Annotated in this window: 20 protein-coding genes; 5 read left to right on the top strand and 15 right to left on the bottom strand. The window is 62.9% G+C overall.

Annotated elements, in window-relative coordinates; translation table 11 throughout:
- Positions 1-158 precede the first annotated feature (158 nt).
- Positions 159-1,022 (bottom strand): 3-mercaptopyruvate sulfurtransferase, encoded by an 864-nt coding sequence (gene sseA / locus H2LOC_RS12690; protein WP_136496716.1) that lies wholly within the window; start codon positions 1,020-1,022, stop codon positions 159-161.
- 108 nt (positions 1,023-1,130) lie between these two features.
- Here sseA and H2LOC_RS12695 point away from each other — a divergent pair, with 108 nt between their 5' ends.
- Positions 1,131-1,547, top strand: a complete 417-nt coding sequence (locus H2LOC_RS12695) for a hypothetical protein (protein WP_136496717.1) — start codon at positions 1,131-1,133, stop codon at positions 1,545-1,547.
- Positions 1,548-1,631: 84 nt separating this feature from the next.
- Complete coding sequence (locus H2LOC_RS12700; RefSeq protein WP_136496718.1) at positions 1,632-2,453, top strand: DUF3108 domain-containing protein; 822 nt, start codon at positions 1,632-1,634, stop codon at positions 2,451-2,453.
- A 223-nt stretch (positions 2,454-2,676) separates the two neighbouring features.
- On the opposite strand, the gene H2LOC_RS12705 is transcribed toward H2LOC_RS12700, so the two are convergent.
- Complete coding sequence (locus H2LOC_RS12705) at positions 2,677-3,090, bottom strand: DUF1190 domain-containing protein (RefSeq protein WP_136496719.1); 414 nt, start codon at positions 3,088-3,090, stop codon at positions 2,677-2,679.
- Between the two features lie 816 nt (positions 3,091-3,906).
- Here H2LOC_RS12705 and H2LOC_RS12710 point away from each other — a divergent pair.
- Entirely contained in the window at positions 3,907-4,680 is a 774-nt protein-coding gene (locus tag H2LOC_RS12710; protein ID WP_136496720.1) for a response regulator transcription factor, read from the top strand.
- Positions 4,681-4,706: 26 nt separating this feature from the next.
- On the opposite strand, the gene H2LOC_RS12715 is transcribed toward H2LOC_RS12710, so the two are convergent.
- Positions 4,707-5,501: a YdcF family protein gene (locus H2LOC_RS12715; RefSeq protein WP_136496721.1), complete on the bottom strand. Its 795-nt coding sequence runs from the start codon at positions 5,499-5,501 to the stop codon at positions 4,707-4,709.
- 69 nt (positions 5,502-5,570) lie between these two features.
- Complete coding sequence (locus H2LOC_RS12720) at positions 5,571-6,527, bottom strand: 50S ribosomal protein L11 methyltransferase (RefSeq protein WP_136496722.1); 957 nt, start codon at positions 6,525-6,527, stop codon at positions 5,571-5,573.
- Between the two features lie 255 nt (positions 6,528-6,782).
- Here H2LOC_RS12720 and H2LOC_RS12725 point away from each other — a divergent pair, with 255 nt between their 5' ends.
- Positions 6,783-7,751, top strand: a complete 969-nt coding sequence (locus H2LOC_RS12725; RefSeq protein ID WP_136496723.1) for a hypothetical protein — start codon at positions 6,783-6,785, stop codon at positions 7,749-7,751.
- Positions 7,752-7,814: 63 nt separating this feature from the next.
- Here the strand turns inward: H2LOC_RS12725 and H2LOC_RS12730 are convergent, their stop codons facing one another.
- The 5 genes from H2LOC_RS12730 to H2LOC_RS12750 all read right to left on the bottom strand — a co-directional run bounded on the left by H2LOC_RS12730 (position 7,815) and on the right by H2LOC_RS12750 (position 12,267).
- Positions 7,815-8,843: an NHL repeat-containing protein gene (locus H2LOC_RS12730; protein WP_136496724.1), complete on the bottom strand. Its 1,029-nt coding sequence runs from the start codon at positions 8,841-8,843 to the stop codon at positions 7,815-7,817.
- Between the two features lie 129 nt (positions 8,844-8,972).
- Entirely contained in the window at positions 8,973-9,857 is an 885-nt protein-coding gene (gene cysE / locus H2LOC_RS12735) for a serine O-acetyltransferase (RefSeq protein ID WP_425487300.1), read from the bottom strand.
- A gap of 145 nt (positions 9,858-10,002) precedes the next feature.
- On the bottom strand, positions 10,003-10,599 hold the full coding sequence (locus tag H2LOC_RS12740) for a LemA family protein (RefSeq protein ID WP_136496725.1): 597 nt from the start codon (positions 10,597-10,599) through the stop codon (positions 10,003-10,005).
- Between the two features lie 330 nt (positions 10,600-10,929).
- Entirely contained in the window at positions 10,930-11,328 is a 399-nt protein-coding gene (locus H2LOC_RS12745) for a hypothetical protein (RefSeq protein ID WP_154331659.1), read from the bottom strand.
- A gap of 321 nt (positions 11,329-11,649) precedes the next feature.
- The gene (locus tag H2LOC_RS12750; RefSeq protein ID WP_136496727.1) at positions 11,650-12,267 is read right to left on the bottom strand and encodes a YcxB family protein; all 618 of its coding nucleotides are present in this window, start codon (positions 12,265-12,267) and stop codon (positions 11,650-11,652) included.
- 207 nt (positions 12,268-12,474) lie between these two features.
- Here H2LOC_RS12750 and H2LOC_RS12755 point away from each other — a divergent pair, with 207 nt between their 5' ends.
- Positions 12,475-14,241 carry a glucan ABC transporter ATP-binding protein/ permease gene (locus H2LOC_RS12755; protein ID WP_136496728.1) on the top strand — a complete coding sequence of 589 codons (1,767 nt, stop codon included), beginning with the start codon at positions 12,475-12,477 and terminating at the stop codon, positions 14,239-14,241.
- A 274-nt stretch (positions 14,242-14,515) separates the two neighbouring features.
- Here H2LOC_RS12755 and H2LOC_RS12760 read toward each other — a convergent pair whose 3' ends face one another.
- From H2LOC_RS12760 to ilvC, 6 genes are all read right to left on the bottom strand, one after another.
- The gene (locus tag H2LOC_RS12760; RefSeq protein WP_136496729.1) at positions 14,516-15,787 is read right to left on the bottom strand and encodes an HlyC/CorC family transporter; all 1,272 of its coding nucleotides are present in this window, start codon (positions 15,785-15,787) and stop codon (positions 14,516-14,518) included.
- A gap of 43 nt (positions 15,788-15,830) precedes the next feature.
- On the bottom strand, positions 15,831-17,618 hold the full coding sequence (gene aroB, locus H2LOC_RS12765) for a 3-dehydroquinate synthase (protein WP_136496730.1): 1,788 nt from the start codon (positions 17,616-17,618) through the stop codon (positions 15,831-15,833).
- Positions 17,619-17,678: 60 nt separating this feature from the next.
- A complete protein-coding gene (locus H2LOC_RS12770; RefSeq protein WP_136496731.1) occupies positions 17,679-18,398 on the bottom strand; it encodes an NUDIX hydrolase in 720 nt (239 codons plus the stop codon).
- Positions 18,395-19,300: a PhzF family phenazine biosynthesis protein gene (locus tag H2LOC_RS12775; protein WP_162009761.1), complete on the bottom strand. Its 906-nt coding sequence runs from the start codon at positions 19,298-19,300 to the stop codon at positions 18,395-18,397. The genes H2LOC_RS12770 and H2LOC_RS12775 overlap by 4 nt, the downstream gene beginning before the upstream one ends.
- On the bottom strand, positions 19,297-20,196 hold the full coding sequence (locus H2LOC_RS12780) for a nuclear transport factor 2 family protein (protein ID WP_136496733.1): 900 nt from the start codon (positions 20,194-20,196) through the stop codon (positions 19,297-19,299). Before H2LOC_RS12780 ends, H2LOC_RS12775 begins: the two co-directional genes overlap by 4 nt.
- A 116-nt stretch (positions 20,197-20,312) precedes the next feature.
- Positions 20,313-21,332 carry a ketol-acid reductoisomerase gene (gene ilvC / locus H2LOC_RS12785; RefSeq protein ID WP_136497107.1) on the bottom strand — a complete coding sequence of 340 codons (1,020 nt, stop codon included), beginning with the start codon at positions 21,330-21,332 and terminating at the stop codon, positions 20,313-20,315.
- Positions 21,333-21,495 lie beyond the last annotated feature (163 nt).

The following is a 21,495-nucleotide window of genomic DNA, read 5'->3' on the forward strand; positions in this document are numbered from 1 at the left end:
CTGAGAAAGCCTGGCGCAAAGAAGCCTCGCGGCTAATAGCATTTGGCGGTTATTTCCGCCATGGCTAAAATCACGCCCAAAAAACAGGCATTATAGCTTGGTCCTATCTGAGTCGGTCTTACCTCCGCGAGAGCGGCGGCGGCCCAAAAGTCCAGGCGTCAGGCCGCCTCGGTCGCGACCGGAAGATCCGCGCGCGCGCCCCATTCGGACCAGGAGCCGTCATAGACCGATGAAGGTCCGTGCCCGGCGGCCGCGAGCGCAAAGCTCAATATGCAGGCGGTGAGGCCGGAGCCGCAGCTCGCGATCACCGGAAGCCGGGGATCGATTCCCGCGGCGTTGAACTCGGCTTCGAGTTCGGCTGCCTGCTTCAGGCGATCCTGTTCGACGAGCCGCGAAAACGGAAGGTTGAAGGCGCCCGGCATATGGCCCGAGCGCAATCCGGGGCGCGGCTCGGGCGCAACGCCGCGAAACCGCTCCGAAGAGCGCATATCCACCACCTGCGCGGATTTCGTTTCCAGGGCCTTTTTGACCTCGGCGGCGTCCGCCACCAGGCCATGGTTGAGACGGGCTGTGAAATGGGCGGCGGGCCGGGACGGCTCCCTTTGCTCGAGCGGGCGGCCTTCCGCCTTCCAGCGGGGCAGCCCGCCGGCGAGAATTGCGATATCCTCCACGCCGAAGACCCGCAGGGTCCACCAGAGGCGGGGCGCCGAGAACAGACCTGCGCTGTCGTAGATCACGGCGCGCATGCCGTCGCCGAAACCGAGCTTGCGCATCGCGGCGGAGAAAGCCACAGGATCTGGCAGCATGTGCGGGAGATCGGTCGATTTGTCGGCGATCCCGTCTATATCGAAGAACACCGCGCCGGGAATATGGCCGTCCAGATATTCGGCGCGAGGGTCGCGTCCCGCCGCAGGCATGTGCCAGGAAGCGTCGAACGCCATGAGGTCCGGGTCGGAGAGATGCGCCTCCAGCCAATCGGTGGAGACGAACAGCTTCTCCGGATCAACGCTGTTGTGTGGCATCTCGTTTTCCTTTCGGATATCGTTCGCCTGTTGCTTCTCGGCTCATTGTCGGCACAATAAGCATATTCGATTCCGTCTGTCGAAGACGGATTGTCCTTCAGGAACGCTATGCTCGAAATCCCCGGCAAGGCCTGCGGCGCCTGCACCTTTTGTTGCCAGGTCCTTGAGATCGAGGAATTGAACAAGAAAGCAGGAGCCCTCTGCGGGCATTGCTCGCTCTCCGGCGGCTGCACGGTCTACGCCACGCGCCCCGACGTCTGCCGCGACTACTACTGCGACTGGAAGGAAGACCGCGGGCTCTCGGCCCAGTTCCGGCCCGATCGCATCGGCACGCTCCTCATGGAGGACCCCGACAGCGACGAATATCATGCGGTTTGCGACCCCGAAAAACCGTTTTCCTGGCGCAATCCTCTCATATTCAGGCATCTCGTCGGTCTTGCGAAGGACGGTCGCACCGTCGTCGCAAAGGCGGGGCTGAGGGCCTGGCGCATTTTCGCGGACGGCCGCAGCCAGGAAACGGCGTGAGGCTTCGTCGCGAGATGTCGACAAGACCCGCCCCTTCCGGCGCGGCCAGCCGGCCGCCCAGTCACAGTATCCAGGCGAGCCGATATGAGCGAGTTTGACTTTTCCGATCGCGTCAGGACCGCCCGGCTGGCGCAGGCCGCGGCGATCGCGCTCGCGTCATTCGCGGAGCCCGCCGCCGCCGAAAGCCTGAGGGCCCATTACGCCCTTACTTTGCTGGGGCTCTCTTTCGGCAGCGCTTCGGCGTCGGCGATGATCGAACCACAGAATTACCGGCTGGACATTTCAATGAAGACGTCCGGCCTCGCCAATCTGGTCAACAACACCAAAGCCGCCGCCACGGCCTCGGGAAAGCTCGCGCCCGGCGGCCCGGCGCCGGCCGCCTTCGCCAACACCTTCGCGAACTCCTATGAAACGCGCACCACCCGGATGTCCCTCGCCAACAACAGCGTGCGCGCGCTGGACGTCCAGCCGCCGCCGTGGGACGCCGCTATAAGGCTGCCGGTCAGCGAGGAAGAAAAACGCCATGTCGTGGACCCGGTGAGCGCGCTGATCATGAGCGTTCCCCCGGACCAGCCTCTGGTCGGCCCGAGCGCATGCAACCGGACCATTCCCGTCTTCGACGGCGTGACGCGCTTCAACGTGGAGCTTTCCTATGTCGACACGAGGACAGCCAAGACGAAAGGCTACGTAGGTCCCGTTTCGATCTGCTCCGCGCGCTACACGCCGATCTCGGGCCACAGTCCCAACAGCACGTCGACCAAGTTCATGGCGGAAAACCACGACATGAGCGTCTGGCTGGCGCCGCTCTCCAATGCGCATGTCGTCGCGCCCTTGCGCATCGACGTCAAGACCACGGTGGGCATGCTGTCGATCGACGCCACCGAATTCCAGATCGGACAGAAATAGCATTCGCGCCCTTGAAGCGCGTTGGACTCGAACAGCGTCGAACGCGCTTCAAACGCCGTCGACGTCATATGTCGTACTCCAATTCTATTCCTGGACTCGCGCGTCGCTTTTTGAAAGTTGGCAGGATCGCGTTCGGTTAAAACGCAGTCGAACGCGATCCAAATCTCTTTGACGGAGCATGTTCCTTTTCCAAAAACCGCTTCGCACTTTTTGGGAACATGCTCTAGTTGATCGGCACTTCGCGCGTCTTCTTGCGATTCATGCGATCGGATTCGTAACGCAGGTAATGCAGTTCGGTCGGCTCTTGCGCGGTCTTGCCGTCGCCGCGCAAGCAGAACGAAGGCTTCGGATAAAAGGCGCCGTCCGGCGCCTCGAAGCAATCGGTGAACTCGGTTTCGCACTGGATCGAATTGCTCATCTTCGGCGCGGCGCGCATCGCGATGGCGCGCGCCTTTTCGACGACGGTCTTGCACAATTCCGCATCGAATCCCCACGCTCGGCATTCGGTCTGAGTCGACATGATCTTGCCGTTCCCGCCGCAAGCCGGAGCGCGGCGCGTGGCGACGAAGGCGACGAGCGCGGCGACGGCCACGGCCGCGGCGAACAGAAACTTTTTCGATGGCGAAGGGCTGCGCATTTCCTGTCCCGCGAATGTTTTTTTGAGGCCTACCGTCTCAGGCCGGGCGGCGCGAAAATAGTCCGCGGCGCGGCGTCATCGCAAGCGTAAACTGCGCTAAAACCACGCATTGACGGGGGCTCGCCGTGATTCGACTCGCTTGACAACAGACAGTGGTTACAATAATGCCAACGTTAACTGCAGATCGGGAACGCAGACACGCGCTGCTCATTCGATTTGGCTTGTTCTGTACAGGAACAGCGCCCAAGCGACGATGCAGGAGTGTTCCTGTCTCTTGTAGAGACGGCCTGCGTCGGCAATGACGCAAGGGGCGCCGTGAGACTAAACGGTCCACCTAACTGTGATCGCAGGACAGGATGTCGCTCATAACGAGTGACGCGTTAAGATGTCGGCAACTTTCCCGTGACCGGCACATTAGTGAATGACAATAGGAGGAAGTTATGGGCGCGATTCTCGAACTCACCAGCTACGCCGCCACTCCGGTCGGCATGGTCGCCATCATCGTTCTGGGCGCTGCGGCCTACTTCGCCGCTCGTTGGGTCTTCTCCGACTGAGCGACCAGCGCAATCAGGCGCTAGTTTAAAGCGCGGCGCATCGGCGGAAAGCCGGGCGCCGCGTTTTTTGTTTTCCATCTTTTTGCGAATGCGACCGCCCGTTCGGATAGGAACAGCTTTTCATTTCGGTCGGACGATTATATGCTCGCATATCGACCCATTCGGCGTCGGATCGGGCGCAGAAGCGGGAAACCGGAATATAAATTAATGAAAGTCGCCAATGCGGGCAGCGCATTCGCCCGCCGGCGATGTGGAGATATGGATGCCGCCCGCCTCATCGAATGGTTCCACGGACGACAGGACGGCTCCCGGCCCGGCGAGGCCGGCGGGAAAGAAGAACGGAACGACGATCGACGTCGCGGTATGCGACAAGAGCCCCTTGATCCTGGCGGGTCTCGACAAGCTGCTCACCGACGATCGCCGCTTCAATCTGGTCCTGAAGGTCACCGACGGCGAGGAATTTCTGGAGGCTGCGCGGCAACCCAATTTTTCGCTCGCCGTGATCGGCTGGCAGTTGCCCACGATGCACGCCCGAGAAGTCCTTCGCGCGCTCTCGCGTCAGGCTTCGGCCCCCAAAATCGTGATCTACAGCGGCACCAACGATCCCGCTGCGCCCGCTGAAACGCTCCAACTCGGCGGCGCCGGTTTCGTCAGCAAACGGGCTCCGCCGGAGCGGCTGCTGGACGTCCTTTCCGCCGTGGCCGCCGGCGACATGGTGTTTCCCTTCGTCGACATCCGCAAGATGCGGGCCGATCCGCTGGAAAATCTCACCCTGCGGGAACGCAGCCTGTTGTCCGCGCTGGGGTCCGGCCACACCAACAGCCAGCTCGCCAAGGATTTCGGCGTCTCGATCAACACGATCAAGTTCCATCTGCGCAATCTCTTCGAGAAGCTCGAAGTGCGCAACCGGGCTCAGGCCATCGCCCTGTTCCTGGAGATGAAGCACGGCTCCTGGCCTGCGAGCGCCGGACAGGGCGGCCGCGGCCTCGAGCCTTCCGGAGGCTCGCGCGGAAGAAGACAGGCGCGCCCCGAATAGGAGCGCGTCCCTCGCGTCTGCGCAAGTTACGGCGCCGGGAAAAGCGCGTCGGTCTTTCCGGTCATATAATAGGCGACGAGGCCGACCCATTCATGGGCGGCGGAGTCGGTCACGCCGACGGCGTTCTGGGTGACGAAAGACAAATAAGGTCGCGAATAGTCGCCGTTGGTCCTGTAATCGACGGGATAGGGAATCACCGGAAAGCCGGCCTTGCGGAAGATCCCCATCGAGCGCGGCATATGCATGGCGGAAGTCACCAGCAGCCATCGCTCGCCCGCCTTGGGCCGGACCAGATCGCGGGTGAAAACCGCGTTTTCGAAAGTATTGCGCGAGCGATCTTCGTAAACGACATCGCCCTGGTCCACTCCCGTCGACCGCCAGAACAGCCTGACCGCCTGCGCCTCGGTGAAGCGGGAGCCGGTCAGCGCCGCCGACCCTCCCGTGAACACGAGCCGCGCGTGAGGATAGCGGCGCAGCAGTTCGATCGGCGCCGTCAGCCGCTCGGCGGCTTCGTTGAGGGCGACGCGGCCCTTCTCTCCGCTTTGCGCTTCGTCGACCGCTCCCCCGAGCACCACGATGCCGTCGGGCGCCGGCATATCCTCGGGCGGCTCGGGGAATCGCGCTTCGAGGGGAGCGGCCAGAAAATAGCCGATCGGCCCGAAGGCGATCGCCAGCAGCAGAACGGCGCTGGCCGCGGTCAGGCGCCTGCCCGCGGTCGCGTGGCGCGTATAGCTGAGGACGACGCCGGCGGCGAGCGCGAACAAAGCGAAGTGGGAAGGCGACGCAAAAAACTCGAAAAGCTTCGAAATGACGAAGAACATCGGCCCTCCCGCAGGCGTCCGGCTGAGCGATCCATCATCGGCCGGACGACGCCGTCCGGCCGGAAACAGCTAGTCCGGAGAAAAGTCGAAGCGCCGCCCGATTTCGGGAGCAGCGAAAGGACGCGGAGCGCCGCCGCGCTTGAGCACGAGAGTCGTCCAGCCGTCGATCTCGCCCCTCTCGCGCAGGGCGAATCCTTGCGCGCGATAGGCGGAAAGGACGCCCGGCGCGTCGCGAATCAGGAGGCCGGAAAGAACCAGCTCCGCTTCCGGGGCCGCGACAAGGGCGAGACTCGGCGCCAGCAGCCGCAGAGGCCGGGCCAGGATATTGGCGAGGATGAGGTCGAACTTCTCGCCGCGAAAAGCCTCGTGGCGCACGCCCGCGGCGACCACCGGCCGCACCAATGCGCCCGCGCCGTTTGCGACGGCGTTGGCGCGCGCGATCTCCACCGCGACCGGGTCGATGTCGCAGCTCGCGACCGGCCGGCGCAGCAGTTTCGCGGCGGCGATGGCCAGCACGCCTGTTCCGGTTCCGACATCGAGCACGCGGGCGGGACGGCGCCGCTTCGCGATTCGGTCCAGCGCCTCGAGACATCCCAGCGTCGTGCCGTGATGGCCGGTGCCGAACGCCAGGGCGGCCTCGATTTCTACGCCGAGGTCGTTGGCGCCCAGTCTGTGGCGGTCGTGGGAGCCGTGCACGACGATTCGCCCCGCTCGAACCGGCTTCAGGCCGGCGAGGGAGCTCTGGACCCAGTCGTTTTTGGCGATTTCGGAAAATTGCGCGGCCGCTCCGGCCTCTTCCCCGGCGACCTCGGCGACCAGGCTGCGCACGAGCTCTTCGTCCGGCGGCTCGCCGAAGTAAACCTCGACCAGCCAATCTGCGCCGCCCTCCTGCTCGAAAGCGGAAGCGGCGGTCTCGGTGGGGTCGAAAGTCTCGACGATGAAATCGGCGATGGCGCGGGCCTCACGCTCGCCGCAGACGAGCCGCATCACATGGCTTGCGCCGTTTGGTGGAAGACCTTCAAGCATAGCCGGCGATTATCACGCCCTGCGCGCTTCGTCACCTTTCATTGCCGGCCTCTCGCCTGTATTTTCCTCGACGCTCGGCCTCGCGGCCGGGACTGGCCGCTTTTCCGCCCGCCGAATCGCGCGAGACGGAACCCGCGCCCGAACGAAGCAAGTCCGTTCCCGGAAAGCCTCCGGGATTCCTTGTTGACCGTGTTTTCTTCATGCGAACCGGTATCCAATTCGCTCGAAGACACTGCAGAGACGCCGGCGAAAGCGATGAAGGAAAAACTGTCCATATGCCTCATCGGCCCCAAGAAGGGCGGCAAATCTTCGCTTCTCGCCTCCCTTGCGGATTGCGTGGCGCAAAACGCCTACGGCTATCCGCTGGGCTTGCGGCCGACCTTGCAGCCGCTGCGGCGGGCCGAGGCGGTCGAGGCCGAAGCCGCGACGATGCGCCAGGATATTTTTGGCGCGCCCTGCCCCGATTACGACAGGCTGCGGCAGGATTTCGTGGAAGGCGGCGTCGCCACCGACACGCTCGACACCTATGAATATTATTTTCGTCTCGGATTGAACGGCGCGGCTCCGCCGGCGGTCGCCGAGCGCGGCCCGTGGCTGCTGGAGATCGTCGACGCCGCGGGCGAACTCGCCGTGCCGCCGGAAGGCGCGCGGGTCGCGATTCTGAACGACGTGAAGGACAAATTCGCCGGCCAATTGCTGTCGGCCCAGGCCATCGTGCTGGTCGTGCCGACGGTTCAGCTCGAGGACAGCGGCTGGATCGGGACGCTGGCGCGCGTCGTCGACCGGCTGGCCCGCAACAGGGACAAGAAACTGCGCCGGCTGGTGGTCGCTTTCTCTCAATATGAGCGGCTGTTCGTCGATCTCGGCCCCAGCGCTTTCACCTATGCCTGCGATCCGGCCGTGGCGCTGCATGTCGTTCGCAAACTGCTGCGGGCGGCGCCCTGGATCGACGCCCTGCGCGCGCTCGACGTCGCCGGCGTGTCGGTCCGCTTCACGGTGACGTCGGCCTATGGTTTCACGAGGCGCTTCCAGAACCCCAACATCGATCCGCATCAGCCCGGCGAGAAACGCTTTCGTCGCCAGGGCGTGGAAGGCGCGCGAGGGTTCGGAGAATATTGGCGGCCTTTCCTGACCGCGGAGCCCATTCTCTATGCGGCGCTCGACCTCGACAGCGCCTTTACTTTTTCCTACCGCCAGATCGACGCGCGCCCCGAGATCCATTGATTTCAAATCACAAGAGCGCGTTCGGTTTTGATCGAACGCGCTCTAACTTTGTTGCTTTTTGGTTCAGGGAAAGGCCACAGGCGTCAGCGCTGGCGTTTGCGCGCCGTTCCGCGTCGTGTAAGACACTTTGTAAGCGCGGACCAGATGCTCGCTTGGAAAGGCGAGATAAAGCAGCGACCGCGCCTTGTCGAAGGCGATCCCGAAGGGTGACGACGGCAGAGTAATCGGTAGGGTGGACGTATTGATCAATTTGCCGGTAACGGAAATGGTTTTGTTATCGGGATTGGTGTAGTAAATATTGTGATGCGCATCGACAGCCGCTGCGAAAGCCGGCCCCGTCGCGCCGGGAATAATGTGGTTATTCGACCAGGCTCTATACGAAATCATTAAGGACAAGCCTAAACTGGCATTGATATCAGCGGCACGGCCTTGAGCCAGAATCTGCATATCGTAGATATTTAGAGTTCCGCCAGTATATGCTCCGATAACGAACATCTGGCCGTCATCATAAGCGATGGCGTATCTGCTTCCTGGATTGAGCCTCGTATATGTCTGCAGGCGGCTGTATGGAGCGAATCCGGTAATCGGTCTAAAATCAATTGAAATATTGTTTATATAGGAATTCATGTTGATTTGAGAATTGTTGTCTGCGAAGCCAAACGATTGGTACAGAATGTTGTCGGCGTCGAACGCCATGGTGATGGGTTGATCGCCCGGCGGCACGGCTAGCCCATTTACCGCCTGGCCATTTCGGTTATAGACATAGATCTGCGGGTTCGATCCGACGACGCCAGTGTAGACGAAGCCGTCACTGTTGACAGCAACAGAGAATACATTGGGTTGCCCCGTAACGAATGGCGAAAGCGTCTTTGAATCGGGGTTGTAAAGCGCTACCTGCCCGGCAACAGGATCGGTGATATATAAAGCGCCAGAGCTTTGATCGACCGCGAGCCCATAGGGCGAATTCAGCGTCACCGCCGCCGCCATTCCAGCGCTCGCCGAGATTCCTACCATGGCGAGTGCGGCCGAGATCTTCACAAAGCCCTTGGCAAAGGCGGCGCCATAGCGGCAAGATTTCTGCGTCGAAACCATGGTTGTTCTCCCCTTCGCAAATTTGAGCGTGGGGTAGTCATTCCATGGCTTGGACCATTCGCATGTGGCAAGACTCACACCGCATGCCTTTGGCGACGGCGCGTGCGCTGCGCGATGATCCTGCGACCCTCAGATCACATAAGCAAAAGAATCATAAGCGAGATCGCCGAGAAGCTGGTCCATGTCCCGCGCCGGCTCGGCGCAGCCGTTGGCGCCGATGACCTTTGCAGGAACGCCGGCCACCGTGACGTTGCGCGGCGCGGAGCTTAGCGCCACCGAGCCCGCGGCGACTCTGGAGCAGGCTCCGATCTCGATATTGCCGAGAATCTTGGCCCCGGCCCCGATCAGCACCCCGCGCCGCACCTTCGGGTGGCGATCGCCCGACTGCTTGCCGGTTCCGCCCAGGGTCACATTCTGCATGATGGAGACATCGTCCTCCACCACCGCGGTCTCGCCCACCACCAGGCCGGTGGCGTGGTCCAGAAAAACCCCTTTGCCGAAGCGGGCGGCCGGGTGAATGTCGGTCTGGAAAATCTCAGAGCCGCGGCTCTGCAGATATAGCGCGAAGTCCCTGCGTCCCCGCCGCCACAGCCAGTTGGCCAGCCTGTGGGTCTCGATGGCGTGGAAACCCTTGTAATAAAGGAAAGCGTCGATGAGCCGCCCGCAGGCGGGGTCTCTTTCCACGATGGCGGCGAGATCGGCGCGGAAAGCCTCGGTTATTTCGGGTTCGGCGGCGAGCGCTTCCGCGTAGGCGTCCAGAATCATCTGCCCGGAGATCGCGCTCGCGCCCAGCCGCGCGCTGACGCGATGGGCGATGGCGTCGGCGAGGCAGGACCTGTTGACCACGGCCCCCATCAGCAGCGGCGACAAGGCCGGCTCCAGCGCGAGGGCCGCCGCCGCTTCGCCGCGCATATGGAGCCAGAGCGCGTCGCTCGCGCAGATTTCGCGCAAGGCGGCCCGGCCGCCGGAAGGCGGCGCGGCGTCGGCCCGGGCTTGCATGACGAGCTGGTTCATTGTCGGGGCCCCTGCGGCCGGCTTGCGCGCGGTATGATCGAGGCTGCGCTATCCCGGCTCTTCCCGCTAGATAGGCCGATAACCGTGAAGAAAAAGCGTTCTCGCCCGCGCGGCGACGCCGGCGAAATGCTCGAATTTCGGGCTCTCAAAATTTGACCTCGGGCGCGCTCTGCGCCGCGTCGCTCGCGGTAAATTCGGCCATCGGCTTTTCGGAGGCGAAGAAGGTCTTGGCCCAGATCAGCGTCGGGAAGGTCCGCAACGAGAGGTTATAGTCCCTCGCCGCCTCGATGTAATCGCGGCGGGCGACGTTGATGCGGTTCTCCGTGCCTTCGAGCTGCGACTGCAGGGCCAGGAAATTCGCGTTGGATTTGAGGTCGGGATAGGCCTCGCTGACCGCCAGCAGGCGGCCGAGCGCGCCGCTGAGCTGGTTCTGGGCGTCCTGGAACTGCTTCATTTTCTCGGGGTCGGACAGCGAAGAGGCGTCGATCCGCACCTGCGTCGCCTTGGCGCGCGCCTCGGCGACCGAGGTCAGCACTTCCTTTTCCTGCTTGGCGTATCCCTGGACCGTCGCCACCAGATTGGGAATGAGGTCGGCGCGGCGCTGATATTGGGCCTGCACCGCCGACCATTTCGCCTTGGCGTTTTCTTCGAGGGTGGGAATGGTGTTGTAGCCGCATCCTGCGACGTTGAAACCGAGCAGAACTGCGACGGCGAGGGAACGCCAGCTCGAAACCGAACGCATCGCTTATCTCCAATGCCGGGAGCCAAAGGGCCACGGCGGGAATTTAGGCGTTTGGCCGCGATTTTGAAAGGCCGGAGCGCGGCGATGTCGTTGGGGAAGAAATCCTCAGACGCCGCGAGGCGCCCATACCTCCCCCTTCGCGGGGAGGTCGACCGCCGGAGGCGGTCGGGTGGGGGATAAATGGCGCAAATTGCAGCAGAGAGTCACCCCACCCCGCCGCCTGGCGCGCATTCTCATCGCAAAAGTCTCTTCACTTTTGCGGAATGCGCCCCGGCGGCGACCCTCCCCCTCAATGGGAGGGTGATAGCGCCCTTCGCCGATTTACGCCGCTTATTCCGCCATCTTGGGCTGAAAGCGCTCCAGCTGCTCTCTACGGTCTTCCGAAAGCCTCACGGCTTTGATCAGCGACAACACTTTCGGAACCAGGAAAGGAAGCACCACGGCGGTCGCGACCGAAGCCGCCGCGGTCAGGAGCTTGACATAGCCCGCGAGCCAATAGGCGGGATTCCACACAGTCCACGCCCCCATGAAATGCGTGCCGGCGCAGGCGAGGATGAATATTCCGAAGGCCACGAAGATCCAGGAAAACGGCATGTCCTCGCGGGCCCGGTAAATGAGATAGATCAGCGTCGAGGAAATAGCGAGATATGACACTCCGATCAGGAGGTCGGAGCTGACATGCATCCAATAGAGCTGCGGCACCCAAAGATAACACATGCCATGAGGCATGAAGGAGTCCCCTCCAACGCCGCTGGCGAAGAGATTTGACGCAAGCATAGGCCAGGCAACCAGGAGCATCCCCGCGGGTATAAGTAGAGCTGCAGCGTAGGTTAGTATCTGTCTGGTTTTCGACATATTCGTCTCTCCGTCTTTTGAAGAGCTCATCTGCCGCATCCGTTTAAAAATTAGGCTGCGGCGCGCAGGACGGCAAGCGCGAGGCAGCATGTCGACAGCAGATGATATTTACGGATCAGGAAACATGCGGTCTACGCCAATACGTCGCAACAGCAATACGTTAAATTACATCGCAATATGAGGTATTATTGTGTGTTACCTCGCTTGCGCGGCCTCGGGACTATAAAAACCCGCATTGCCGATCTTTTCGGTGAGCAACGCACGGACCGCGCTGATCTGTTCGATCGAAAGCGCCCGTTTTGGGATAGAGACGGCTGTGCACCAGGGATAGGCCACGAAAAAGTGCTCCGGCGTTTCACCGAATCGGAGAAAGGCCGGCCACTCCAGTGTGAGCGCGCCGCTCGGCATCTTCACGTGAATGGCTTCGCCATCCAGACGATATTCATGAAGTTGCGTCTGTCCCGCATCCCCGACCAATTTGGCCAAGGAATGAAACTGCCGGTTGATGAGCGACCGAAAGGCTTTTTCACGCGACAGGTAAATATAGATGGCAAGCGCCGCGAATATCGGGATGGAAGACTCCAATACGTGTTCGACGAAATATTGCTGCAGCATGCTCAGCAAATCTGCATCGGGCATGTCATTCCGCCAGAAATCAAATATCGGCAAGAAAATGACAAAGGCAAAAAAGAGTGCGGCGGCTACGTAGGTGCGCGTTCTGCTCCGCTTGCGATTGAGGAGATGAACGTACAATCCCCATGCCGCATAGTCTTTTACATTCATTTCCGCCGAAAAACTAATTGTGGACGACATTTGCAAATCCAGCGTGAAAGAGCGCTAATAAGCATATTCCGGGATCGCCCGGATAAGCCTTGCTCAACCTCGACCTTCCACCAATATGCGCGCTGTGGCAAGGTCGCGCCGAGGACTGCCAGACCTCGGAAAGCGCCCCCTCTCCCTCCTTGCTTCGGCCCCAAACCCCTTGTAATGGGCGGGCATCCGCGTTTTGCGAGCCGCTCCATGTCGCCATTGTCCGTCTATCTTCGCGTGCTGGGCCAATTGAGGCCCGAGGCCAAGCTGGTCTATTTTCTGGTCGCCGGCAATTTCGCTCTCGCTTGCACCCAATATGCCGAGCCGATTCTGTTCGGACGCATCATCGACCTCATGACCAGCACGCAGGCTTCCGGCGGAAAACTCGCCTGGAGCGACCTGCTTCCGCTGGTCATGGGCTGGGGCGCTTTCGGCCTGTTCTCGATCGCCGGCTCGATCGCCGTGGGCCTGCGCGCCGACCGTCTCGCGCATCGCAGCCGTCTCGCCGCCATGGCGCAATATTTCGATCACGTGCTCAACCTGCCGCTGAGCTTTCACGCCAATGTCCATTCCGGGCGCCTGCTGCAGTCGATGCTGGAAGGCGCCACCGCCATGTTCGTGCTGTGGCTTTCCTTCTTTCGCGAACACTGCGCCTCGTTCCTCGCCCTGTTCCTGATGCTGCCGGCGACGCTCCTGTATAACTGGCGCCTCGCCAGCCTGCTGATCGTCATGGTGACGCTGTTCTATATCGTGACGGCCTTCGTCGTGCGGCGCACCGAGGCTCTGCAGGCCACGGTCGAACACCACAATGTGGCGCTGGCGAGCCTTGCTTCCGACGCGCTCGGCAATGTTCCGGTGGTCCAGAGCTTCACCCGCGCGCAAAGCGAGTCGCTGGCGCTCAAAAGCATAATCGCCGACCTGCTCGCCGCGCAGCTGCCGGTCCTGAACTGGTGGGCCATGGTGGTGGTGGCGAGTCGCGCTTCGGCGACGATCACCGTGCTGTGCATTTTCCTCCTCGGCGCCTGGCTGCATATGCGCGACCTCGCGACGATCGGCGAGATCGTGACCTTCACCAATTTCGCCATCATGCTGATCGGCCGGCTGGAGCACACGGTCGGATTCGTCAATTTCCTGTTTCAGCAATCGGCCAAGCTGCGGGGTTTCTTCGCCATTCTCGACACCCATCCGGTGGTGGCGGATCGCGCCGACGCCCGCGACGCCGGCAGGTTTTCGGGAGAAGTGACCTTCGAGAACGTCAGCTTCTCCTATGACGGCAAACGCATGGCGGTGCGCAACGTCAGCTTCGTGGCGAGGCCCGGCGAAACCATCGCCCTCGTCGGCTCGACCGGCTCGGGCAAATCCACCACGCTCGGCCTGCTGCATCGCGTGTTCGATCCGGCGGAAGGCCGCATTCTGATCGACGGCGTCGACATCCGCGAATTCACGCTGACCTCGCTTCGCCGCAATATCGGGGTCGTCTTCCAGGAGCCGATGCTGTTCGCGCGCTCGATCGAGGAAAACATCCGCATCGGCAAGCCCGACGCCACCGATGCGGAAATCGCGCTGGCGCTGGAGCGCGCCCAGGCGGCGGATTTCGTCGCCCGCCAGAGCGAGGGCGTCGCGACCGAGGTCGGCGAGCGGGGCAGAACCCTTTCCGGCGGCGAGCGCCAAAGGCTCTCGATCGCGAGGGCCCTGCTCAAGGACCCGCCGATCATGGTGTTCGACGAGGCGACCAGCGCGCTCGACGCCGAGACCGAAACCCAGATCCAGAAAGCGCTCGACGCCGCCATGCAGGGCCGCACCACTTTCGTCATCGCGCACCGGCTGGCGACCATTCGCAACGCCGACCGGATTTTCGTGTTCGAAAACGGCGCAGTCATCGAGCACGGCTCGTTCGACGAGCTGGTGCGGCAGGGAGGGCGCTTCGCCGCCCTCGCCGCGGCGCAGCTCCTCACCGCCCAGCCGGCGGAGGCGTGATATGGTTTCCGCTTGAATAGAGCGGTCCCTCGGCGTCATTGCGAGGAGCGCAGCGACGCGGCGATCCAGCGCGCTTTCCGCTCGAACGGAATCGTTCGAGCGATAAGAAATCGTGCCAGAATCAAATAGCTAGAGCGCATTCTTGTCGCAAAAGTCTATCAACTTTTGCGGAATGCGCTCCAGGGGACGGGCGCCGCTCTGGGTCGCTTCGCTTGTCGCTCGCGATGACGCGGATCAGCCGGAAGTCGTAGGGGGCGACGCGGCTGAACCCGTCTTACAGCCCTTCGGGAACCACCCTCAACGACGTGATGCGGTTGCGGACTCGCCGCAGCACCTCGAAGCGAAAACCATGGAAGCTGAACACCTGGCCGGCTTCGGGAATGGCGCCGGCTTCGTGGATGACGAGCCCGGCGATGGTGGTCGCCTCGCTGTCGGGCAAATGCCAGTCCATCGCGCGGTTGAGATCGCGCACCGGAACGGCGCCGTCGACCAGCACCGAGCCGTCCTTCTGCGCGCGCACGCCCAGCATGGCGACGTCGTGCTCGTCCCGGATGTCGCCGACGATCTCCTCCAGAATGTCCTCGAGCGTCACGAGGCCCATGACCTCGCCATATTCGTCGACGACGAAGGCGAAATGGGTCTTGCGCTTCAAAAAGGCCTCGAGCTGGTCCTTGAGCGTGGTCGCCTCGGGCGTGAACCAGGGCTCCAGCATGATCTCGTCGATCTGCAAGGAAGCTGCATCCCCCCCTGCCGCGTCCAGCGCGCGCAAGAGGTCCTTCGAATGCAGCACGCCGATGAAATTGTCGGGCCGCTCCCGCCACAGGGGCATTCTGGTGTAGGGCGAGGCCAGCACCTCGCGGATGATCTGCTTGGGCGGGAGATCGGCGTCGATCGCGCGCATCTTGGTGCGATGAACCATGACGTCGGACACATGCATGACCTGGAGATCGAGCACGCCGCCGAACATGTCCCTCGCGCTGCGCTCGACATTGCCTTCTTCATGCAGGATGTCGACCGCGCTCATGAGTTCGTCATAGGGCGACAGCACGTTGCGGCCTTCGCCGAGCTCGACGCCGGCCATTTTCAACAGCCAGCGCACGAAAAATTCGACCCCGGCCAGCAAGGGGCCGAAAACGGAGACGACGATGCCGACGGTCCGCGCCGCCGCCAGGGAAAAGCTGTCCGGGTGATTGATCGCCAGGGTCTTGGGCAGAACCTCGGCGAACACCAGCAGCATCGCGGTCATGATGAAGGTGGCGTAGACCGCGCCATGCTCTCCGAACAGGGCGACCAGCACGCTGGTCGCGAAGGCCGAGCCGCCGATGTTGAAGAGGGTGTTGCCGAGCAGCAGGGCGGCGATCATCCTGTTGCGCTGGCGCATGAGCCGCGAAACAATGCCGGCGCGCTTGTCTCCCTCCTTTTCGAGCGCATGCATATGCGCTGGGGAGGCCGCCGTGAGGGCCGTCTCCGATCCTGAAAAAAACGCCGAGAGAACAACGCACACGACAACGACAAGCAGCGCCGTCCACGGGTCGCCGTCGCTCAAACTCGCCTCCCTCGATTGGCCTGCGGCGCTCTCGCGCGCATAGTTAAATTTCGCTCAGCAAAAACCGTCTCACCTCGCCCGCGTCGACGGATTTGGCGACGAAGGCTTCGCCGATGCCGCGCAGCAGCACGAAAGTGAGCGCGCCCTTTTCGACCTTCTTGTCCTGATACATCGCGTTCAACACCGCGTCGGCGTCGAAATTCCAGCCCGGTATTTCCCCGATGCGCGTCGGCAAGCCGAGGCTCGCGAGATGGCGCTCGGCGCGCTCGGCGTCCTGGCCGGCGCACAGGCCGAGCCGATGCGAAAAGCGCAGCGCCAGAGCGAGGCCGATGGCGACGCCTTCGCCATGCACCAGCCGGGCGTTGTCGTAATTGACGAGGCGCTCGAAAGCGTGGCCGAAAGTGTGGCCGAGATTGAGGAGCGCGCGGTCTCCCTGCTCGGTCTCGTCATTGGCGACGATGCGCGCCTTGGTCTCGCAGCTCACAGCCACCGCGCAGATCTGCTCCGGCTTGCTGTGGAACACGGCGTCGCCGTCGGCCTCCAGCCATTCGAAGAAACGCCGGTCGCAGATCAGGCCGTATTTGACGACTTCGGCGTAGCCGGCGCGCAATTCCCGCGGCGGCAGGGTTACGAGCGTGTCGACGTCGGCGAGGACCAGCGCGGGCTGATGAAAGGCGCCGATCAGATTCTTGCCTTGCGGCGAGTTGATCCCCGTCTTGCCGCCGACCGAACTGTCGACCTGGGCCAGAAGCGAAGTCGGAATCTGGATGAATCTCGCGCCGCGCCGCAGGCTCGCAGCGACGAAGCCGGAAAGATCGCCGACGACGCCGCCGCCGAGCGCGACGATGACGTCGCGGCGTTCGATCCTCGCTGCGATGGCTTCTTCGCAGACGCGGCCGAACACGCCGAGGGACTTCGAGCTCTCGCCCGGCTCCACCACGATCGAGGTCGTACGCAGGCCGCTGGCTTTCAGGCTGTCTTCCAGCGCGGGCAGGTAAAGCGCCGCCACATTTGAATCCGTGACGATGGCGCAGGCCGCGCCCGGCGCGACCGCCGCGATGCGCTCGCCGGCCTGGGCCAAGAGGCCCGAGCCGATCACGATGTCATAGGAGCGTTCGCCCAGTCCGACCCGCACATTTTCGAAATGCGGCGCTGCGTTGGAGGTCTGGTTCGGGCGCTGCGCAAAGTGGTTCATGATTGCCTGGGTTTCCTTGGTGGAGCGGTGCGCGCCTATCGTCATGGAAGGAAGGCGGCCGGCGAGGGCGTCCATGGTTTCCTCCACCATCGCCTCCTGGGGGACGTCGCGCGAGACGACCCTGATGTCCGCAGTGGCGTAGATGGGGTTACGGTCGTCCATGAGGCGGCGCAGGGTCGCGCCGGGATCGGGCGTCTGCAGCAGGGGCCGATCGCTCTTGCGCCGCACCCGCTTCAACAGGGTTTCGTGATCGGCGTCGAACCAGACCGAAACCCCGCGCTCTGCGATGCGCCGGCGCGTGCGCGGATCGAGAAAGGCCCCGCCGCCGGTGGCGAGCACGATCGGCCCGTTGTTGAGCAGCCGGAACAGCACGCGCCTTTCGCCGTCGCGAAAATACCCCTCGCCGTATTTCTGGAAAATCTCGGGGATGGTCATGCCGGCCGCGGAGACGATTTCGGCGTCGGCGTCGAAGAATCTCAATCCGAGGCGGGCGGCGAGGCGCTGGCCGATAGCGCTCTTGCCCGAGCCCATCATGCCGACGAGCACGATGCAATGGCTGTCGAGCGCGCCGCGTATGGCGGCGACGCGCGGGTCGGCGGCCCCCGGCCCCCACTCGCCATCGTGGCTTTTCATCATGATTTGCAGCTTATATACCGGCAAAGTGGAAAATTCAGCCAAAAAAGGGCTGGCGCAACTTCAGCGCTCCAGCAAGGGCTCCAGAAACGCCGTCATGAAGGCGGGAAGGCGCGGGTCTGCGAGCTGTTCCCGCCGATCCACCATATATCCGCTCGCGAGTTCAGGTTCGTCCTCGCTGGAGATATGCCGTTCCACGCGCGCCGCGACGTCCGACGCGGGCGCCGGCCACTCTATTATTTTCATGCATGCGATGCGCTGGCTTTCGAAGACCACCCGCCAGCCCGGCGAAAACATGCTCTTCTCGACGCAAATGCCGGTCTCCTCGGCGAGCTCCCGGATCACGCTGCCGTCGAGATCCACGCGTCCGTCGAAGACGTCGCTGCGGTCGGGCGTGCCGGCCGGAAAATAAAGCAGCCCGGCGCAGGAGTGGCGCGGCCCCATCTCGCCGAGAAGAAAGGCCCCGTCGACGGTTCGAAGGGCCGGCATGGCGAAGCAGTTGTAGACCCCGCGATCGGGAAAGCCGAAATCGCGCCAGGCCAGGAAACGGGAGAAGCCGACCTCGAAGAAATCGACGCAGAGGATATTTTCGCCGCTCGCCTCGCGCCGCGGCTCGGCCCGGCAGGCGAGCAGCACCGGGCCGTCGTAGAGCGCAGGATTGGCGGCTTTGCGCTCCGCCCAATGAGCCTCGATCTCCTTGCCGAAACCGCGTTCGAACTCCCAATCGTAGCGCACGACCCGACACTCGAGACGATCGATCTCCAGGATTCGAACTTCCGTCAAAGCTTGAGTTCTCCCCGCATGGTCGGCGTCGCCTGGCCGCCCAGCCTGATTTCGGCGAGCCGGCCGTCCTGGACGCCGAGGCCGAGAGTGAGGCGAGAGGCGCGGCCGACGTTGTGTCCCTGTTCTATGAACATTTGGTGTTCGCCGTCCTGCGGGCTCTCGAACGCGCATGCCGCCGCCGCGAAGGCCGCCAGCGCCTCGCCATTTGCGCAATCCTCTCCTTCCTCGACTCGAAAGGAACGGATATGAAGCGCGCTCTCCGGGGCCAGCGCGTCGGCGGTGTAGAGACAGACGCCCGCGTCCCGGCCGAAGACGAGAGGCCAGGACTGCCGCATGGGGCAGGCTTTCTCCAATGCCCTCCTGCCGCCTACGGGGATGAAAGCGAAGCGGGAAAACAGGCTGCACAGACAAGGCGCGTGCCAGTCGAAGCCGATGTCCGCCGCGGCGAGCCCCAGCGCAGCCGCGACGACAAGCGGATCGAGCGGCCTCGGCTCCCTCGAGGGAAGGCGCCGCAGCGTAAACTGGGCGTAAGACACCCCGGCGCTGTTCCGGATGACCTCGCAGGAATAAACCTCGCCGCCCAGTTCCAGAGCGATCACCACGCCGCGCCGGGAAAGAACCTCGCCGGCGCGGGTCTCGGCCAACAGAACAGCGACGCCGATCACGGCCTCGGCTGAAAAGGAAGCCTCGCCGCTACGCGTGAACACGCGCAGGCCGGCGCTGTTGACGGGATCGCGCGACGCGCGAAGAAAGGCCGTGACGGGGAAGCCGAACTCGCTTGCGATCGCCCGCATCTGCGAGGCGGAAAGCTCCCCGGCGGCGTCTACGACCGCCAGGGGGCTACCGCTCAATCTGGAACTGGTGAAAACATCGATCGCGTGGAATTGCAGCGGTCTCGTCACCGGCCGTCCATCTCGCCCTGCATCTCCAGGATGGTCACGCTGTCGCGATATTCGATCATTTCGACGATCAGGCCGTTTTCGATCTTCAGGAATTCGGCGAGCTCCACCAGCCCGTGCCTGCCCGTGCCGCGATGGCGCACTTCCACCGTCCGGCGGCAGGCCGCGCGACCGCCGTCGATCAATATGTCCGAGAGACCGCAGTTGAACTGCTCGAACTCGGTGGCGATCGTCCGCACGATGTTGGTCAACGCCTCGACGCCGACATGCCGGCCCGCATAGGGAAACCGCTCCCTGTTGCCGATGAATTCACACACGACGTCGGGAGAAAAATATTTTCTCGTCGCGGCCAGGTCCATCCCCATCGGAGTGGGGAAGTCGGCGAGTTCCGTCATTCGGCTCGCGATTTCCTCGCGGCTCAATCCCGGCGGATGCGGATTCAGCATGTCGTCGAAATGGCCGAGCCCGCCGCGGCCGAGGGTCACCGCTCCAGGAATATCGAGAAATTCATGCATCTCGACGACGAAACTGCCCCGCCAGCGCAGGAAATAGGCCATCTCGAGAGGATAGACGAGCCCCGCGCCGCGATGGCGCCAATGCGTGCGCCAGCGGACGGCGGACAGGTCGTTTTCAACCAGAATGTCTACGATCTCTCCGTCGACGCCCTGATAGTTTTCCTCGGTAAGGCGGAGATTGGCGCGGAATTCCTCCCGGCCGTTCAAGACGCCCGGGCTGAACAGGCCTTCTTTGGTGCAATTATAGTGAACGACGACGGTTGGAGAGAAATATTCCATCAGGCGATCGAGATCGCCCGCGAGCCTGAGACGCGTGATGTCGACGATCCGGCGACGAATCTCGCCCCCGGTCATCTGGACTGGGCGGTCCGCCCCTCCATACATGCGCGCCCCCTCTTCGCCGGCCCCCTCGCGAGAGCCGGCGCATGTTTTCCTGCGCCGGAAAGGCCGCGTCTACTTACGAAACGCTTTGAGTTGCCTCGCCTACGCCATGATAATCGTTAGTTACGGTCCTTGTCGACCAGCTTGTTCTTGCCGATCCAGGGCATCATCCCGCGCAGCCTGGCGCCCACCTCTTCGATGGGGTGAGCCGCGTTGCGCGTGCGGGTCGCCTTGAACGAAGTCTGGTTGACCTTGTTCTCGAGCATCCAGTCGCGGGTAAACTTGCCCGACTGGATGTCTTCGAGAACCCGCTTCATCTCGGCCTTGGTGGCGGGAGTGATGATGCGGGGGCCGGTGACATATTCGCCATATTCCGCAGTGTTCGAAACGGAATAGTTCATATTGGCGATGCCGCCTTCATAGATCAGGTCGACGATGAGCTTGACCTCGTGAAGGCACTCGAAATAGGCCATCTCGGGCGCGTAGCCGGCCTCGACCAGCGTCTCGAAACCGGCGCGAATCAACTCCACGAGCCCGCCGCAGAGCACGACCTGCTCGCCGAAAAGGTCGGTCTCGCATTCCTCGCGGAAGGTCGTCTCGATGACGCCGGCCCGACCGCCGCCGATGGCGCTGGCGTAGGAAAGGCCGAGTTCGAGCGCGTTGCCCGAAGCGTTCTGGTGAACCGCGATCAGGCAGGGAACGCCGCCGCCCTTGAGATATTCGCCGCGGACAGTGTGTCCGGGGCCCTTCGGCGCGACCATCAGGACGTCGAGATCCTTGCGCGGCTCGATCAGGTTGAAGTGGATGTTCAGCCCGTGGGCGAAGAGCAGCGCCGCGCCCGGCTTGAGGTTGGGGGCGAGTTCGTTCGCGTAGATTTCGCCCTGCAACTCGTCGGGAGTCAGCATCATCACGACGTCGGCCCATTTGGCGGCCTCGGCCACTTCCAGCACCTTCAGCCCGGCGCCTTGCGCCTTGGCGATGGAGGAAGAGCCCTTGCGCAGGGCCACCGCGACCTCGGCGACGCCGCTTTCCTTGAGGTTCAGAGCATGAGCGAAGCCCTGGCTGCCATAACCGACGATGGCGACTTTCTTGCCCTTGATCAGATTAATATCGGCGTCCCGGTCGTAATAAACGCGCATTTCCTTCGTTTCCCTCGGCTGCGGCGGCGTGAAGCCCCATGTGGCGGGCGGCCACTTTTGTCCCTTGGGACAGTTCATGGGGCGCCTTGTCAGTCCGTCCCACAAGGACGGGCTCGTCTCGAATTTCCAGAATTTGCGGCTTCTTCTACGCGGCGACGCGGAG

The sequence above is a fragment of the Methylocystis heyeri genome (genome assembly GCF_004802635.2).
Taxonomy (GTDB): domain Bacteria; phylum Pseudomonadota; class Alphaproteobacteria; order Rhizobiales; family Beijerinckiaceae; genus Methylocystis; species Methylocystis heyeri.

Excerpts from the sequence above, each read along its gene's own strand:
- ilvC (WP_136497107.1), bottom strand. The coding sequence starts at position 21,332 with ATGCGCGTTTATTACGACCGGGACGCCGATATTAATCTGATCAAGGGC.
- H2LOC_RS12750 (WP_136496727.1), bottom strand. The coding sequence starts at position 12,267 with ATGTCGTCCACAATTAGTTTTTCGGCGGAAATGAATGTAAAAGACTAT.
- H2LOC_RS12710 (WP_136496720.1), top strand. The coding sequence starts at position 3,907 with ATGCCGCCCGCCTCATCGAATGGTTCCACGGACGACAGGACGGCTCCC.
- H2LOC_RS12745 (WP_154331659.1), bottom strand. The coding sequence starts at position 11,328 with ATGCCTCATGGCATGTGTTATCTTTGGGTGCCGCAGCTCTATTGGATG.
- H2LOC_RS12725 (WP_136496723.1), top strand. The coding sequence starts at position 6,783 with ATGAAGGAAAAACTGTCCATATGCCTCATCGGCCCCAAGAAGGGCGGC.
- H2LOC_RS12755 (WP_136496728.1), top strand. The coding sequence starts at position 12,475 with ATGTCGCCATTGTCCGTCTATCTTCGCGTGCTGGGCCAATTGAGGCCC.
- aroB (WP_136496730.1), bottom strand. The coding sequence starts at position 17,618 with ATGATGAAAAGCCACGATGGCGAGTGGGGGCCGGGGGCCGCCGACCCG.
- H2LOC_RS12695 (WP_136496717.1), top strand. The coding sequence starts at position 1,131 with ATGCTCGAAATCCCCGGCAAGGCCTGCGGCGCCTGCACCTTTTGTTGC.
- H2LOC_RS12780 (WP_136496733.1), bottom strand. The coding sequence starts at position 20,196 with ATGTATGGAGGGGCGGACCGCCCAGTCCAGATGACCGGGGGCGAGATT.
- H2LOC_RS12730 (WP_136496724.1), bottom strand. The coding sequence starts at position 8,843 with ATGGTTTCGACGCAGAAATCTTGCCGCTATGGCGCCGCCTTTGCCAAG.
- H2LOC_RS12705 (WP_136496719.1), bottom strand. The coding sequence starts at position 3,090 with ATGCGCAGCCCTTCGCCATCGAAAAAGTTTCTGTTCGCCGCGGCCGTG.
- H2LOC_RS12700 (WP_136496718.1), top strand. The coding sequence starts at position 1,632 with ATGAGCGAGTTTGACTTTTCCGATCGCGTCAGGACCGCCCGGCTGGCG.
- sseA (WP_136496716.1), bottom strand. The coding sequence starts at position 1,022 with ATGCCACACAACAGCGTTGATCCGGAGAAGCTGTTCGTCTCCACCGAT.
- cysE (WP_425487300.1), bottom strand. The coding sequence starts at position 9,857 with ATGAACCAGCTCGTCATGCAAGCCCGGGCCGACGCCGCGCCGCCTTCC.
- H2LOC_RS12715 (WP_136496721.1), bottom strand. The coding sequence starts at position 5,501 with ATGTTCTTCGTCATTTCGAAGCTTTTCGAGTTTTTTGCGTCGCCTTCC.
- H2LOC_RS12720 (WP_136496722.1), bottom strand. The coding sequence starts at position 6,527 with ATGCTTGAAGGTCTTCCACCAAACGGCGCAAGCCATGTGATGCGGCTC.
- H2LOC_RS12740 (WP_136496725.1), bottom strand. The coding sequence starts at position 10,599 with ATGCGTTCGGTTTCGAGCTGGCGTTCCCTCGCCGTCGCAGTTCTGCTC.